Annotated in this window: 10 protein-coding genes and 2 tRNA genes; 3 read left to right on the top strand and 9 right to left on the bottom strand. The window is 65.5% G+C overall.

Annotated features, from left to right (window positions below; genetic code table 11):
- Window positions 1-707 precede the first annotated feature (707 nt).
- Window positions 708-1,826: a sensor histidine kinase gene (locus tag ABIC70_RS09410; RefSeq protein WP_354439543.1), complete on the top strand. Its 1,119-nt coding sequence runs from the start codon at window positions 708-710 to the stop codon at window positions 1,824-1,826.
- A gap of 53 nt (window positions 1,827-1,879) precedes the next feature.
- Window positions 1,880-2,290, top strand: coding sequence for a response regulator (locus tag ABIC70_RS09415; RefSeq protein WP_502915969.1), 411 nt, complete (start codon window positions 1,880-1,882; stop codon window positions 2,288-2,290).
- A 190-nt stretch (window positions 2,291-2,480) separates the two neighbouring features.
- Here ABIC70_RS09415 and ABIC70_RS09420 read toward each other — a convergent pair whose 3' ends face one another.
- From ABIC70_RS09420 to ABIC70_RS09445, 6 genes are all read right to left on the bottom strand, one after another.
- Window positions 2,481-4,394, bottom strand: coding sequence for a PAS domain S-box protein (locus tag ABIC70_RS09420; RefSeq protein WP_354439544.1), 1,914 nt, complete (start codon window positions 4,392-4,394; stop codon window positions 2,481-2,483).
- Between the two features lie 632 nt (window positions 4,395-5,026).
- On the bottom strand, window positions 5,027-5,500 hold the full coding sequence (locus tag ABIC70_RS09425) for a VOC family protein (RefSeq protein ID WP_274926144.1): 474 nt from the start codon (window positions 5,498-5,500) through the stop codon (window positions 5,027-5,029).
- A 501-nt stretch (window positions 5,501-6,001) separates the two neighbouring features.
- Window positions 6,002-6,403 (bottom strand): hypothetical protein, encoded by a 402-nt coding sequence (locus ABIC70_RS09430; RefSeq protein WP_354439546.1) that lies wholly within the window; start codon window positions 6,401-6,403, stop codon window positions 6,002-6,004.
- 23 nt (window positions 6,404-6,426) lie between these two features.
- Entirely contained in the window at window positions 6,427-7,086 is a 660-nt protein-coding gene (locus ABIC70_RS09435; protein WP_354439548.1) for an acyl-homoserine-lactone synthase, read from the bottom strand.
- An 89-nt stretch (window positions 7,087-7,175) separates the two neighbouring features.
- The gene (locus ABIC70_RS09440) at window positions 7,176-7,913 is read right to left on the bottom strand and encodes a LuxR family transcriptional regulator (RefSeq protein ID WP_354439550.1); all 738 of its coding nucleotides are present in this window, start codon (window positions 7,911-7,913) and stop codon (window positions 7,176-7,178) included.
- Window positions 7,914-8,518: 605 nt separating this feature from the next.
- A tRNA-Ser gene (locus ABIC70_RS09445) sits at window positions 8,519-8,608 on the bottom strand.
- 174 nt (window positions 8,609-8,782) lie between these two features.
- On the opposite strand from ABIC70_RS09445, the gene ABIC70_RS09450 reads away from it, so the two are divergent.
- A tRNA-Gln gene (locus tag ABIC70_RS09450) sits at window positions 8,783-8,856 on the top strand.
- Window positions 8,857-9,464: 608 nt separating this feature from the next.
- Here ABIC70_RS09450 and ABIC70_RS09455 read toward each other — a convergent pair.
- From ABIC70_RS09455 to ABIC70_RS09470, 3 genes are all read right to left on the bottom strand, one after another.
- Window positions 9,465-12,512 (bottom strand): PAS domain-containing protein, encoded by a 3,048-nt coding sequence (locus ABIC70_RS09455; RefSeq protein ID WP_502915966.1) that lies wholly within the window; start codon window positions 12,510-12,512, stop codon window positions 9,465-9,467.
- Window positions 12,513-13,814: 1,302 nt separating this feature from the next.
- Complete coding sequence (locus ABIC70_RS09465; protein ID WP_043380492.1) at window positions 13,815-14,537, bottom strand: ABC transporter ATP-binding protein; 723 nt, start codon at window positions 14,535-14,537, stop codon at window positions 13,815-13,817.
- Window positions 14,530-16,578 carry a branched-chain amino acid ABC transporter ATP-binding protein/permease gene (locus ABIC70_RS09470; RefSeq protein ID WP_278306392.1) on the bottom strand — a complete coding sequence of 683 codons (2,049 nt, stop codon included), beginning with the start codon at window positions 16,576-16,578 and terminating at the stop codon, window positions 14,530-14,532. Before ABIC70_RS09470 ends, ABIC70_RS09465 begins: the two co-directional genes overlap by 8 nt.
- Window positions 16,579-16,587: the final 9 nt, after the last annotated feature.

Genomic DNA, 16,587 nt, shown 5'->3' on the forward strand with positions numbered 1-16,587 from the left:
CGTAGCCAACCCATTCGAGCGACCACGAACGGCCGCTATTGAGGGCCCCAAATACCGTTCATTTCGACTGGTTTGGGTCGGTATCGGAAGTGCTGCTTAGGGTGGGGAGCGGAAGTCAGCTACTCGCCTAGGGGCGGACGTTCCGCATCCGACCCAAACCAGACGCCGCGACAATCCCAACTAAGTGCCCATAGCGGACCCGCTGCAATGCGGTCGGGTCTGCTGGAGGGAAGGTACAGATCAGTAGCCGTAGGAATGAACCTCTTACGGCGATGGCTCATCCTTGTTCCGCGCTTTTGCGTGGGCACGCAACGCCGCCAGGACGTCCATTTCGCGACACAGGACCTGCTCGGTTTCGTCAGTATCCTGTCCGTGTAGGATCCTATCCATCAGCAGGGCGGTGTGAGCCCCCGCCCGGGCCTCCGCGGCGATGATGGCGACACGAAGACTCAATCGTTGGGTTTTGGAAATCATTACACGCAATGACGGTCTGGAGGCCGGGTCGGGCCGGCACATAGACGACCGACTGCCAACATCCAAGCCTCGCGTAAAGCCACTGTGTTTGGTGTATGGAACAACCCTCCCGTCAGCGCATTGGCAGGCTCGGCCTTGTGGCGCCTGCCGCAACGCGGCATGCGAGATGCACGATCCCGACGGTTCGTTGGGCCCCGTCCTTTTTGACAACCTCGCTGTGAAGGGTCGTATCAGTGCCGCATACTCGGCAGCCGCTGCAATCTGTTCCCGCCGCCAATACACCTCTCGTGAGTCTCAGGCCCGGCGCCGGCCAACTATTCGAGACCGAGCGGCGCCTCAATGCCGTGCTTAACAACGCCTCGGTCTCTATCTTCCTGATGGATGACCGGCAGCACTGCATCTACATGAACCGCGCCGCCGAGCAGCTGACCGGCTGGACGCTTGACGAGGTTCTGGAGCGCGACTGCCCGCTGCACGACATCGTGCACCACACCTACCCGGACGGCCGGCCGTTCCCGCTGGCGGAATGCGCGATCGATCGCGCCTTCCCGGAGAACAACCAGGAGCGTGGCGAGGAGATTTTCGTCCACAAGGACGGGCATTTTTATCCGGTCGGCTTCACGGCCAGCCCGATCCGGGACGACGCGGCCAACATCATCGGCACGATCATCGAGGTCCGCGACATCAGCGAGGAAAAGGCCGCGGCCGAGCGCCAACGCCTGCTGATCAACGAGCTGAATCACCGGGTGAAAAACACCCTGGCCACGGTCCAATCGATCGCCGCGCAGACGTTCCGCGGCCAGACCGACCAAGCCGCGCGGGCTGTGTTCGACGCCCGCATGGCTGCGCTGTCGACCGCCCATAACGTGCTCGTCGAGGACAACTGGGAGAGTGCCAGCTTGCGCAGCGTGGTTGAGCGCGCGCTTGCACCGCACCTTCTGGCAGAGGTCGACGTTAACCGCTTCGTGCTAAACGGACCGGATGCACGCCTGCACCCCAAGGTCGCTGTAACTCTGGCCATGGCGCTGCACGAGTTGATGACCAACGCCGCCAAATACGGGGCTCTGTCGGTCCCTGAGGGGCGGGTCGCGGTGACGTGGTCCCTGCAGGCCTTGGACGATGGCCGCGAGCAGCTTGATCTCGCATGGGAAGAGCGCGGCGGCCCGCCGGTCACTCCGCCAACACGCAGAGGCTTCGGCTCCCGGCTTATCGAGCGGCAGCTTCCGATGGAGTTCGACGGCAACGCGGCTATCACATACGCGCCGAGCGGTGTCGTCTGCCGGCTGGAGATTCCATTGACCCAGCTCGGCTGGGTCGGCCAGGAGACACTGGAAGGGCACCCTGCCCAATGAGTTTGCTGGAAGGGCGCCGCGTTCTGCTGGTCGAGGACGAGAGCCTCGTGGCCATGCTCGCGGAGGACATGCTGCTCGACCTCGGCTGCGAGGTCGTGGTGGCCATGCGCCTCGACAAGGCCGTGGATCATGTCCGCACCGGGAACTTCGACTTGGCCGTGCTGGACGTCAACCTGGGCGACGCCCGCAGCTATCCGGTAGCCGACCTGCTGTTAGAGCGCTGCACGCCGTTCCTGTTCGCGACCGGCTACGGCACGCAGGGGTTGGAGGAAGCGTATCGGTCAGCCCCGGTGCTTCAGAAGCCTTATCAAGCGGCGCCGCTGGCGCATCTGCTAACACAGCTCCTCACTTGCGAAGCGCCGATGTGGGGCCGCGCCGACGAGAAAGCCGCGGCGTGCGCCTGCCACCGGCCGAAAGGGGAACCCTCCGGAGCGGAGCCTTTCCAGGCCGACCCTGTCCGCTGACGACCCATGCCAGCCACTTCGACCGCCATCGGGGAATTCCAAAAGCAGACGTTCGATGAGCGTCTCATAGGTCTGCATCGCATCGCTTGGCAGATCAGCGAGATGAAAGCGGTGCGAAGTTCTTGAATTTCGCACCGATCGGCTGCCGCCGCCCATACCTGGCGCAGAGAAGGCACCAAGCGCTCGCTTCTCAGCCCCGTAGTTGTAGACCTGTCAGTGGCACACGCAGCGCGCAGCTGACGCCCTCAGTCGGGTAGCTGATGACGACATGGCTGCCGCCCATGCCGCGTTCGATGAGGCGAGAGCCAAACCCCTTACGCTTTGGCGGCACAACCGGCGGCCCGGCCCGTTCCTGCCAATCTATCCGAAACTCAGTGGCCTCGCCCTCACCAACAAGACCCCACCGGACATCGACCTCACCCGTGGCGTTAGAGAGCGCCCCATACTTGGTCGCGTTGGTCGCCAGCTCGTGCAGAACCAGCCCAAGCATCAGCGCCGCGCTCGGCCCGATAAACAAAGTCGGCCCAGACACATGGAAGCGCGTCGCGGTATCCTCGTGCAAAGCGAGTGCGCCTATCACGAGGTCCCGCACGTTAGCGCTTTCAGAGTGTCCGAGCAGCAACACGTCATGGGCTTTGCCAAGCACGATCAGGCGGGCCGCAAGGGCTTCTTGTGCTGCCGACAGGCTCGATGCGTTACGCAGCGTCTGCGTGGCGATCGACTGCACCATGGCGAGGGTGTTTTTGAGCCGGTGGCTCAGCTCGCGGTTGAGCAAGTCCTGTGACGCTTCGGCCGCCTTCCGGTCGGTGATGTCACTGACGGCGACCACCGCGCCGATCGTCGCGCCCGCTTCGTCGTCAATCGCCTCGCCGGAAATCATGATCCAGCACCGCGAGCCATCGGGCCTTTGGTACAGCGCTTCCATGGCGGCTCGCTTGCATTCTCCGCCGGTGATCCGCGCAAGTGGATACTCGTGTCCGTCAACCTGGCGACCATCCTCATGGAAGGCGACAAACGCGCCATAGGCGTCGCTGGAGGAGGCATAGAGCGTGTCGTGGCCGAGAATTTCGGCGAGGCGCTGATTGCCCATCAGAATGCGACCGGAGGGCGCTTCAGCAAACATGATACCGACCGGCACGGTTTCCATGATCGACTTCAGCCTTGCCTCACCCATGGCGCGGGCGGCATCGACTTGCTTGCGGGCGGTGATGTCGATGGCGACACCGGGATAGCGCAGCGGTTTTCCATCGGCATCAAGGAAGCACCGGCCCCGTGCGTGGACCCAAATCAGCGTTCCGTCCGGGCGAAGCAGGCGGTAGTCCTCGCTGAACTCAGCTCCGGTATCGAGGGCTTGCTGGATGCGATCGCCGACCCATTCCCGATCGTCCGGGTGGATGCCGTTGACGAAGGCGGCGAGCGGCGCACCCTTGGCGGCCTCCACCGGGTCTACGCCGTACATCTTCGCGAATTGCTCCCCAGCGTAAATCCGGTTGGCCGGGATGTCCCAATCCCACCAACCCAGGCTGCCAGATGCGGCGAACGCAAAGCTCAGCCGTTCCTGTGACGTCCGCAGCGCTTCGCGGGTAGCCCGCATCTCCATGTTGAGCTGGCGCTCGCGCAATACCGTCGTGACCTGCCGGGCCAGGCGTCGCAGCCCGTCCGCCTGCCTATCGGTCAGCCCCCCGGGCCGGGGCTCATGGTCGATCACGCACAGGCTGCCCAGCACTTGGCCGTTCGGGTGGTGTATCGGCGCTCCGGTATAGAAGCGGATGAACGGCTCACCGGTTACCAACGGGTTGTCCTGTGTGCGCGGATCTGCGGTCAGGTCCGGGATGCTCAGCAGGTCCGGGGCGGACAGCGCATAGGCGCAGACGGAAGCGTTGAGCGCCGTCTCGCAAAGGGGGAAGCCGACCCGCGCCTTGAACCATTGCCGGTCGCTCGCAACGAGGCTGACCAACGCTACGGGCGTGTCGCAGACCAACGAGGCCAGTTGGGCGATGTCGTCAAACTCGGCCTCCGGCGGCGTGTCGACGAGGCTGCTGGCAGCGAGGGCGTCAAGCCGAGCCGGTTCTTCGAGAAGAGGCGAGAAAGGAGGCTTCGGCATCAGCGCAGGTGATTATCGTTGCCGTTTCATAGCTCAGCTGTGCGCAATCGTCTCGCGGCTGCACGTCGCGGCGCTTTCGCATTCCGACTTTCGTTCGGACTAGGTGTCGAGCCGCCGCAGCGTATGGCCGGAGTCCGCAAGGCAGCTTCGCGCGGCTTGCTCCATTGCCTTGTGGTCATCCTCATGGATAGGGCCGGGCGAGACGTTGACCGCCTCTCCATCGAAGGGCACCCGGATAGACGATCTTTAAGGTGTCGTCGTCGGCGTTTTTGCCCAGCCCGATCGTGTGCCTGCCGACCTCGAAAACAGAGATCCCCGCCAGTATCACTATGGCTGCCCCCGGCTGAAAGAATCGGTCCGTATGGTCAGGCCCAGGCTTCGGGGCCGGGGCCGTCCCCGATAACACCAATCGTTGCGGACGATCGCCCCTGCCTTGAACCGCGCAGCTGCGATGTCTGCTTTTCAATATTATCGCCGGGAAGCAAACCGACCGAAATCCACCCCAAGCAGCCCTTCGGCTCGCGACCCAACCCAATCGTTCGAAGTGCCGTCAAGGCTTCTCCGAAGCGGTCGTTCGCCGGGCCCCTGTCGATTTAGGATCGGGATGGCAAGCGGTCCCCCGCCCGGCGGCATCAGAGATCCTGAACGGAGGCTGGCGTCTGCATGAACTCGATCGTCGCGCCGTCAGGGCCAACAGCGTAGATCACCCGCGTTCCAGCCCGCGCACCGCTCGCGATCGTCTGCGGAATGCCTTGCGCCTTCCAGCCGTAGGCGGCGATCCGCACCAGAAGCGCGTCGATGTCATCGACCACAAGAGCCAGATGCGCGAAGCCCGGGTCGAAAGGCTTGGCTGGCACACTTGGTCGGTCCGGACCTTGATACTCCAAAAGCTCGATCGTCTGATCCGCTAGCGCAACGATCGCCATGCGCACCTTCGCTCCGTGCGCTCCCGTCACCTGACCAAGGAATTCGCCCCCCATCTCGCCCGTCCGCACAAGCTGCGCGCCGAGCCCATCGACCCAGAAACGAAGGGCCTCGTCGAGAAAGGCGACCGCGAAGCCAACATGATCAGCGCGACGCACGTGGATGCTCGTGTGTTCCGTCATGCGGGACGTCCTGCCGGCAAAGGGGGGCCCAACCGTCTGCAACGGGTCGTGGCCGGTCCCCGGCTATGTCCGCTTCGATGCATTTGCCATTTGGACGCGGATTGGCAGCACCCCACCCGTTCCGGTCGTAATTTCGGGCTCATTGATCTGCCGGTAAGAGGACGCTCCCCGCTTCGGCAAAGGGTCGTTTGCAGTCACAGGGGAGCGCGCCTTACTGCGCCGCTCGCCAGCGAGTCCAGTTTCGGTGGGTCTTGCCGATTGCCAAGCCAGCGACCTTCAGGTGCGCTTGCGCGCGAGCGGCGTGCACTACCCACTCCAGGCCAGGAAGCCCGGCGCGCTCGGCGGTCGATGGCTCGGACGTATAAGCGGCCGGAACGCGCGGGCTGATTTCCAGGCGCGGGCGGGCGCCTCGAGGTGATGGGGCCGTCAGCATAGGACTGGGCCATCGTGGCGGCCCGATCAGGGATAGCCTCATCTACCGTTGGACGGGGCACGACAAACCTATCGCCGTCCGGCGATCGGTAGATCATGTATCATGACGAGGGCGATTCGGAGCGCTTGCCGGAAGGACTCGTCGGTCAAGGCCGGGGCCGCTTGTCCGTCGGCGATTGACAGCATCGACGAGCCGATCCGCGCGAAGCGAGCCATCACGGCGTTAACCCGTGCCTCGATTGTCAGGTCGGCGTCAACCTCGTGGTCCAGGGCTCCCAGGCGGTTGAGCGCTGCGTTGACCGTCTCCGCGAGCTTAATGAACTCTTGACCGATATCCTCAAGGACCGTCGCTAACTGGAGTGGCAGGTGGGGCGACGCACACAGCTCGTCCACCAGCGCGGCGTAAAGTGGGAGCGTCGCCTCGCGATAGGTCCGGAAGAACAGGACGCTCTGAGCAGCCGCGGATGGCATTGGCATCTCCTCTGGCTGGAAACTCACTGGAGGACCGGCACCGGCACGTCGGTCGCAGCCGCGCACATAAAGCCGCGCGGGACGTGTAGGCGTGCCCCCGGCCAAGCCGCAAAAGCCGCCTGCGCGATCTGGAGCGTCTGGTCGGTCAGGCGCGCGTAAACCGGCACCAAAGAGCTGCCCTCATATTTCACCGGAAGAGCAAGCGGCTCGGCATCCCAACCCGTCTCCGTGAGGCGTTCAATGAGGGCGGGATGCAACTGAACAAGGAGGCCTTCGAGATCGAGCGCCTCAGCTGCGTAGGCCACGGCGCCGGAAACCACGTTCGAAAAGGCTGTCGCCGTGGCCGATTCCCGCATCCGGAGTGCGACCGCGTGGCGTGTCCATTCGTAGATCCGCCGTCCCGTCGGTGCCGGGCGGCCCTGCAGGATTGCGGGGTAGAGATGCGAGAGCAGGTGCGGTCGGGTGGTCGGCAGGAGGCGAGCGTAAGCCAAAATCTCCGCGCCCGTCTCGCCGAGGACGTGAAAGCTGTCCGGCCCGTCGAATCGGTCGCGCTCGCGGCAATCGGCCTGTCGACAGCCCTCCCATCGGAGATGTTCGACGAAGTACGCATGGCGAAAGGCATAGATCCGATTCGCCATCTGCGGATCAGTCGTATCGACATCACCAGATAAAAGCGTGAACATTTTTTGCCTCCTTGAAGATGACCACCAAAATCTTCAAGGACTGCCGCACGGTCTAGCCGTAAAAATGCGGAGTGCCGCAGGTTACAACATCAGTCTATGATTCCGCGACGCAGAGCCTCCGCTACACTCTGGACGCGACTAACCGCGCCCAGCTTGCGCGCAGCACTGATGAGATACTGCTCGACGGTCCGCCTGGAGAGCGACAGGATCACCGAGATCTCCCACGCCGTCTTGCCAACCGCGGACCACTTCAGGCACTCAACCTCGCGACCTGTCAGGTGCGCCGCTGCAGGAGGCTTGTCGTCTGCGCTGACCGTCCGGCTCAAAATCGCCCGCGCCGCCGAGAGGGCGTAGATGCCGATCAGGTGCAGCGCGGCGCGCTCGTCGTTTGAGGGTGCGAGCCGTTGCCCGCCGAAGCTGAGGCCCGACTCACCGCCCCCGGCATGATGAAGCGGTACGCAGAAGCCTTCTACCAAGCCGAAGGCCCGCGCCTCCTCCAGCACGATCTGACCGTCGCGACCGCCAGGCGTAACGAGCGCCTCGCGCCAGAGGAAAGGATCGACGCTGCGCCGGATGTGCCGGATGACCGGGTCGACCTGAACGAATCGCTCGGCCTGATAGCGTCGCTCCCACTCAGCGGGCCAACCTGAAAGGGTCGCGCAATCGAGAAGATTCTGTGTCGGCGACCTTGGAAGCCGTCCCATCAAGAAGGTGTCGTAGCCGAAAATGCGCCCACTTAATTTCAGCTCTAGAAGAATATCTTCCAAACAATTGGCGCTACGGAGCTTCGCAACGACATCGAATGCGGATTGCGGAAAGCATTTCATCGAAGACGATACCCGATCGGGAAAGCCTCCGCTCAGACGATGAAGTATCGCTAAGATTTATCTCTCGACCGCAGCGTCAGCTAGACAACTGCAGGACTGCCTTCCGGTACGCATTTAGTCTACACAAAGACCTGGACCGGTCCGCATTGGAGATGCGGCGGATTCGCAAGACATGGAGTGCAGGCGTCCTTTGCCCAGCCAAATACGCCAACAATGAGCGGACCGATGAGTATGCCGACTCTCAACGGACTCGATTTATAAAATTCTGAGAAATTGTTGGACGCCGGCGCCCAAGCTCCAGAGGATCAGAACCCAGAGCATGAGGCTAACGGCGAGGGCTGCCACGCGAAGCACGAGCGGAGGCCGGGCGGGCTGGAAGCGTTGACGCCGACCAAGACCCGTGGCGTGCTCGGCGAGCCAAGCATCGAACTGCTCCTGAGGAGTGGCATTCGAATCGCACGCCATGACCTCAGCGCTACGCCGGTCAACTCGATCCGTCCATCTGCTTGATGGACCCACAGCCACCGCTTTCCGCTCCACTAGTGGGGCAAATGGTGGGGCAACTCATAGGTGAAGCTGAAAAAGCCTTATGTATCAACGAACCCTGGCGGAAGGGGTGGGATTCGAACCCACGGTGGAGTTGCCCCCACGGCGGTTTTCAAGACCGCTGCCTTAAACCACTCGGCCACCCTTCCTGACGGGTCTGCGGTGTTACGGTTACGGCCGTGGCAGAGGCTGCGTCAACAGGAGAACAACCGGTTGACCTTCCGAAGCATTCCGCCTATCTCACCGCCCACGCCCGGCGCCGCTCGATACGGAACGGGTTTCGCCCAGCCCCATCCGGTAGGGATGCGCTCGGCTGAAGGCTTTGGGGGATAGTTTAACGGTAGAACGGTGGACTCTGACTCCTCTAGTCCTGGTTCGAATCCAGGTCCCCCAGCCACCTGTCACCGCTCCGTAGTTTCCGCTTTTGACTGAGATTGGACTGGCCCGTTGGCCGGACCGACCGGACGCTTGGAATCGCGTTGGCGCGTCCCGGTGAGGGTCTCAAGCTGCGCTGTTTCTCGCCTCGGGAACACGCATCGCCGATCGAGCGGGGCCAATCGCAGGCTTAGTCGGGTCTCCCCGGCAAACGCCCTTTCTGAGCAGCCAACAGGCACCGTATCCGTGACGGCGCTCTCAGGCACACTTATCAAATGGTCAGATCGCCGGTCCCGGCCGCGCAAAAGCCTTGCGCTCTGAGGCGCGGAGACCCGTTAGAACGAGTAGTTCCGACCAAGTTTCGGCGTGACACCGCGATGCCCCTCGGCCGCAGCCCGCACGGCCGCGAGACCTACGCCGACCTGAAGCGATGCCCTGCATCTACCCCGCACCTCTCCTCTCGGCGCAGGGCGACCCCGTTGCGTTGAGCGGCGGCCCCGGCCGGGAAGATGATCGTCGGCGCTTGGCCTCCGCTTTACGGATTCAGTGGGGCCCACCTGCGAGCGACCAACCAGCAGCGCATCGAGGGTCCCCCGCAAAACCGCGCGTACTCCCTGACCGCGTTTGCCGTCAGGCCGCCGGGGCCGTGAGCTTGGACCGCACGCCGAGGACTTGGTGCAGGATGCGCCCGAGTTGCTCGGCCGAATAGGGTTTGTGCAGCAACGCGAATCCGTGGTCGCTTTCCTGGGCGAGCACGTGGCTGTAGCCCGACGTGAGGACCACCGGCAGATCCGGCCACCGCTGCTGCAGCTCACGCGCCAGCGCGACGCCGCCCATGCCCGGCATGACCACGTCGGAGAAGATCAGATCGAACCCGTCACCGTCGCGACCCAGCCGGTCCAGCGCTTCCTCGGCGTTGCCGGCCCATGCCGTCCGGTAGCCCAGATCCTCCAGGATCTGGGTCGCGAACTGGCCGACCCCGATATTGTCCTCGACGACCAGGATGCGTTGACCCGAACCCAGCGGGGCCAGCCCCATTTCCTGGATGCGCTCACCGGACGACAGATCGGACGCAGCCACCTCGGGTAGATAGAGCGTGAATGTGGTGCCCCGGCCGACGACGCTCCGGACATCCACGTCGCCGCCCGACTGCTTGGCGAAACCGAAGACTTGGCTCAACCCGAGACCCGTGCCTCGACCAACCTCCTTCGTGGTGAAGAAGGGCTCAAAGATCCGCTCGATCCGGTCCGGCAAAATGCCGGTCCCCGTGTCGGTCAGGGAGACCGCCACGAACGGCTTCTCGCACCCTGCATGGCCGCGAACAGCCGGCAGCGCCGCCCCCCCGGTGACCCGGAGGATGAGCGTGCCTTCACCGTCCATGGCATCGCGGGCGTTGACGGCCATGTTGACCAGGGCCGTTTCGAACTGGCTCACATCCGCCCGTACATGACAGGCGGTGTCTGGCACCTCGATCAGAACCTGCACGCGTGCGCCGGTCAGCGTGTCGAGCATGTCGGCGATCGCACTCACCCGCTGCCCGACGCTGAACACCTCCGGCTTCAGCGCTTGACGGCGCGCGAAGGCGAGGAGTTGGCCTGTCAGCTTGGCGGCCCGGTCGACCGTCTCGGAGACCGCGTCGAGGTAGCGGCGCTTGCGGACCTCCGGCAGATCGGGCCGACGCAAAAAATCGACGGATGAGCGGATGATGGTCAGAAGGTTGTTGAAGTCGTGCGCCACTCCGCCCGTAAGCTGGCCGACCGCCTCCAGCTTCTGGGATTGGCGCAGGGCTTCCTGGGCCAGGACCAGCTCGGCCTGATCGCGCAACCGCTTTGTCACGTCCATGACGAACTGATAGCAACCCGTGCGCTCGCCATCCGCACCGCGCAGGGTGCGGAAACTGATCTCATAGGCGGGGCGGACGCGTCCGGGATCACCGAACTCCTGGACGAGGGTGATCTCCTCGCCGGCCAGCCCGCGTCCCCAACCCGCTTTGACCTGCGCCTGGTGTTCAGGCTGATCGGCCAGAAGGTCGAGCATGTTGTCGCCGACCTTCGGCCGTACGCCATAGATGCGCTCGAACTCGTCCGCGTTCGCCTTGTTGATGGCCAGGATGTTGTAGTTGAGATCCGACGCCATCACCATGATGTCGGTTCTTTCGACGATCGTGGCCAATAGATTGCGCTCGGCCGTGCGCTCCGAGACCTGAAGTTCGAGCGTCTCGTTGAGCAGCTGTAGGCGGCGCTCGCTTTCGGCCAGCCGTTGCTCCGCCTCCCGGCGATGGCTGAGATCCGCCGTGACGACCAGCAGGTTCTTGAACCTGCCCTGCCCATCGTCGAGACGTCTGACGCTGCTGCTCGCCCAGATGGACGTGCCGTCAGGACGACGATAGAGCTTGTCGAGGGCGGAACTGTGCCCGGTCTCGAACGCCTGCGCGATCGTCGTCAAGCTCTGCGGGACATAGGCTGGATCGGTCACATCCGCGACGCCGACCGAGAGAACCTCGTCTGCGGACCGTCCGAGAATGCGGCACATCTCCGTGTTGACCCGAAGATAGCGGCCGCTCGCATCCACTTCGGACAGGCCGACGGACGCAGCCGAGAAGATCGCCGCCAGACGCTCCTCGCTCTCGCGCAGCGCCACTTCGGCACGGGCCCGCTCGGTGGCAGCCTTGACGCGCTCGCCGACCTCCCGGATCAGGTTGCCTTCCGCTGGCGTCCAGGCGCGCGGGGTCGCGCTCTGCACCGCGAGCAGGCCGACCCATTCGTCACCCCGAAACAGAACGACATCGACGAAGGCGCCGACCTGGCGTGACCGTAAGCCCGCCCGGGCTTCGACAGTGAACCGGGGGTCCGAGGGCACGTCGTCGACCGCGACGACCACGCCGTCGCGGTAGGCTGCCAGCAGATCCGGGCCGAACGCCGCCAGCGAGTGCTCGCCGATGATCGAGCCGACGCCGTGGACGTACTCGCGTTCGACCGTCATCAGGCTGCCGGCGATCTCGGCGTAGAATACGCGGCTCGCACCGACCCGCTCGCCCAGACGCCGGGCGGCCACTTCGACGATGTCGGTGGGCGTGTTCAGCGGCCGAAGCGCGTCGCTCAGATCCAGCAGGAACGATTGTCGCTCCTCGTTCTCGCGGAGCGTCGCATCCGCCTCCTGCCGCTCCCCCTCGACGAACCGTTGGTCCGCGATCTCAGTGCAGGTGCCCCACAGGCCATCCACGCGCCCGGCCGGATCGCGAATGGGCACATAGGACAACGAGAACCGGCCCCCGTCGGGCGACCTCACGACGTGTTCGAACGCGGCCGTGTCAACGGAGCGACCGGAGCAGGCCTCGTCCACGAAGGATCCAAGCTCGGCGCCGAGGTCGTGCCAGACCTGGAGATAGTCGCGACCGAGCGCGGACGGATGCGCGCCGCCGAGAAGCCCGACGAAGGAATCGTTGTAGAGGAGCCTGCGCTCGGGCCCCCAGATGACGAAGGTCGGCTGCCTCGAACCGAGCATGACGCCTGTCAGCGTCGTCAAGGATGGCGGCCAGGTCGCGGGATCACCGAGCGGTGAGGCGTCCCAGTCGTGCGCACGCATGAGCGCGCCCATCGCGCCACCGTCCATCAGGCAGGCTGGGATGCACATCGTCACGTTCGAACTTCTGTGCATCACGGCGTGGCGCTGTTTCACGGGGCCTCAGGGATTGACCGAGCGGACTGCTTCCGCGGTTGAGCCCGAATGATCGCGCGTATGCGCCGCCATGACGGCGCGCCGAACGACCCTTCAGTTGCCGCCCTGAGAGAAGGCAGGCCCGTTCACCGTGTTGGCCGTGGCACGCGACAGGCGCGTGCATCCAACACCCTAGAGCGGTCTCATGGCGAGCCGAGGTTGTCAAAGCCATGGACGCCTGGCCGGCGGCGCAATCGCCAACCTTTGAGAGTCGTCGCGCGCCGGAGATCTGGCGATGCCGTTCGGCGTGGTGCGCCCGCTCCATCTCCCGATCCTGCCGCCCCCGCCAGGTCGCGGGCGCCAGCGAAGATCGTCCTTCCCGATGCGCCAGGGGAACGCAGCCATGCGTGACCAAGCCGCTGCGACCGGCGCTTCCACAATCCTGGGGATCAGCCGAGCTTCAGACCTCTGCGCGAGGACGCGGATGCCGGTTCGGCACGCGGTTCCCGGCGGCATCGGGATGAACCTTCTCATCCCTGCAGGCCACGCCCGCCTGGTCACCGGCGGCCTCGGAGGCCTGATGGGCTGAGTCGTACCAGGCCGCGCTGTCTCGCCTCAGCGCGTCCGGCGCGGCGGCTCGGGGTCGTGACAATGCATCTTCGGCGGTGCCGTCGCACAATCGATGGAACAGGTCTGATCGCGCCGGCAAATCCATTGCAAGGCCCCCGTCTTCATACAGGAACCGGAGCAATGACGGTGCGGGCCATCCATCGGTTCGACGAAGGTGGCCGGCGCGTCCGGCGACCCCGCACTTGGCTGCACGGAGCCGGCAAAGGCGAATGCCGGAAGGATCAGGAGGGCCGATACGCGACGTCTCATCAGACCGCCCTTCCCGTTCGGCAGCCACCCTCGGCTGCCGGAGCCCCACGACAGGGCGACACAGGAGGTTACCGGCGTTCGGAGATCGCGAATGCAGGGATGATCAATGACAAGTCATTTCATCCGGCTCTGCGCAGGGGTAGCCATGATGCATCTCCTGGCCGGCAATGCTTGATTCGTGGTCGCGTCGGCCGGCGCGAGCCGGAACGGCGGGGCCCTCCGGCGGTACATGCGTCCGATTCCCCACAGCGAGGCGTGGCCGGGCTGCTGGAGCACGGATGTCGTCGCTGGGCAGGCTCCGCATAGCCATGTGCAGGACACGCCGGCCTTCACGAGGGCGACGCTCGCAGGACGCGACGGTCCAGATTGACGGCATCGCGCCCCGCCCGAAGCGTCAGCCCCCGGAGCGGATCGGTCTCCGCGACCGGGGGTCTCGCGGCGGCCTCAGTGGCTGCCGCCGAGATAGGCCGCCCGGACGGCCGGATCGTTGCGCATCTGCTGCGCCGGGCCCTGGAAGCGGATCCGACCGTTCTCGAGCACATAGGCGTGGTCGGCGACGCCGAGCGCCGCCATGGCGAACTGCTCGACGAGCAACATGGTGACCTGCTCGGCCTTGAGCAGGCGGATGATCCGGAACACCTCCTCCACGAGCTTCGGGGCGAGGCCCATCGAGGGCTCGTCCAGCAGGAGGATCTCCGGCCGCAGCATCAGGGCCCGGCCCATCGCGAGCATCTGCTGCTCGCCGCCCGAGAGGGTGCCGGCAAGCTGCGTACGCCGCTCCTTCAGACGGGGGAACATCTCGAAGGCGCGCTCGCGGTCGGCCGCGACGTCGCCCTTCGGCCGCGCGCCCGTCAACCGGGGGAAGGCGCCCAGGGTCAGGTTGTCCTCCACCGAGAGCGTCGGGAAGACGCGGCGGCCCTCCGGCGAGTGCGCGAGGCCGAACCGGGCGACGTCGTGGCTTTCGAGGCCGCCGATCTCGCGCCCGTTGAGGCGGATCGAACCCGCCCGCGGGCGGATCATGCCCGACAGGGCGCGCATCGTGGTGGTCTTGCCGGCGCCGTTCGAGCCGATCAGCGCCACGACCTGCCCCTTCGGGACCGCGAAATCGAGGCCGTGCAGCACCTCGACCTGACCGTAGCCGGCCGACAGACCCGTGACCTCAAGCATGGGTCAACTCCTCGTCGGCGACCGGGCTGCCGAGATAGGCCTCGATCACCTTCGGGTCCGCCTGGACCTCGCGGGCACTGCCCTCGGCAATCTTGTGGCCGAAATCGAGGACGCTGACGCGGTCGCACAGGCCCATGACCACGTCCATGTGGTGTTCGATGAGGATCACCGTGATGCCGGCGTCTCGGATCTTGCGGATGATCGCCGTCAGCTCGGCGATGTCGGGGGCGGTGAGGCCGGCGGCGGGCTCGTCGAGGAGGAGCAGGACAGGATCGAGGGCGAGCGCGCGACCGATCTCGAGGAGGCGCTGCTTGCCGTAGGGCAGGTTGCGGGCCTCCACCTGCGCCAAGGCGCCCAGACCGACGAAGTCGAGGATCGCCATGGCGCGGGCGCGCTGCTCGCGCTCTTCCCGACGGCGGCGCGGCGTGCCGAGGATCGCGTCGAAAAGGGTGCCGCGGAACCTGTGATGGAGCCCGACCAGCACGTTCTCCAGCGCCGTCATCTCCCGGAAGAGCTGCACGTTCTGGAAGGTGCGCGCCACGCCGGCCGCCGCGATCTCGGAGGGCGTGCGCCCGTCGAGGCGCTTCGAGCCCTGGCCGCGGGCCAGGGTCACGCTGCCGCCGGTCGGCCGGTAGATACCGGTCAGCACGTTCATCATCGTGCTCTTGCCGGAACCGTTCGGCCCGATCAGGCCGTGGATCGTGCCGGGCCGGACCGTGAGGTCGACGCCGGCGAGGGCCTTGAGGCCGCCGAACTGCATCAGGGCCTGCTCGACGGTGAGCAGCGGGTCGGCACCCCGGCCGCCGCTCTGGACGCTGAGCGCCGCCCCCTCGGCGTGGAGGCTCTTGCCCTCGGCGGTGTGGGCCGGCCGGAGCGCCGGGATCTTCTCGCGGACGAAGCCGACGATCCCGTCCGGCAGGTAGTACACCACGAACAGGATCATCAGGCCGAAGACCGTCAGGCGGAAATCGGTGACGGATTCGAGCGCCAGGGTCGCCGGGAAGAAGGCGAGGCAGAGCCCGACCGGCACCAGCAGGGCGAAGCGGTCCTCCCGGCGCCGGAGGAAAGCGAGGGCGCCCACGATCAAGGCGGCAAGGGCGATGAGCCCCGCCATGATCCGCACCAGCTCGATATCGGCCAGCACGTTGGGCATCATCACGACGATCGCGGCCCCGATGATCGGCCCCGCCCGGGATTTGCGCCCGCCCATCGTCACGGCAAGCAGGAACAGCACGGTCAGCTCGAAGCCGTAGGAGTTCGGAGCCACGTAGCGCTCCGACCACGCGAACAGCGCACCGGCGAGACCGGCAAGGGCTGCCGAGATCACGAAGGCATAGACCTTGTAGCGGTAGACGCTGACGCCCATGCAGTCGCAGGCGATCGGCGAATCCCGCAGCGCCTCGAAGGCGCGGCCGTAGGGAGAGCGCACCACCCGGTTGACGACCAGGATTGTGGCCAGCAGCGCGACGCAGACGAGGTAGTAGAATTCGAGCTTGCGCCCGGCTGCGCCCCACGGGGCCTGGAGGCCGAGGAGCGAGAAGTCGAGGACGCGGGCCGGCGGCAGGGTGATGCCGAGGGGGCCGTTGGTCAGGGGCGTCAGCTCGTTGATGAAGATCTGAATGATGGTGCCGAAGGCCAGCGTCACCATGGCGAGGTAGGGACCGGTAACCCGCAGCGCCGGGACGGCCAGCAGCACGCCGAAGGCCGAGGTCACGCCGATCCCGGCGAGGATGCCCCACCACACGCCGAGCTTGAAGTGCAGGAACAGCACCGCGGCCGCGTAGGCGCCGACCCCGAACAGGCCGGCATGCCCGAGACTGACCTGTCCGGTATAGCCGACCACGATGTCGAGCCCGAGGATCAGGATCGCGTAAATGGCGATCACCACCACGAGGTGGATGTAATACGAACTCGTCACCACGTGCGGGAAGGCGGCGAGACAGACCACCAGCAGCACGGCGCCGAGGGCGCCCACGTGGCGGGACAGGCTCGGCGCGGCGGTCGGGACGGGCGCGTCGGCGGGGGCGAGGGTCTGCGCCATGGCTCAGGC

This window comes from Methylobacterium sp. 1973 (assembly GCF_040545035.1).
Taxonomy (GTDB): domain Bacteria; phylum Pseudomonadota; class Alphaproteobacteria; order Rhizobiales; family Beijerinckiaceae; genus Methylobacterium; species Methylobacterium fujisawaense.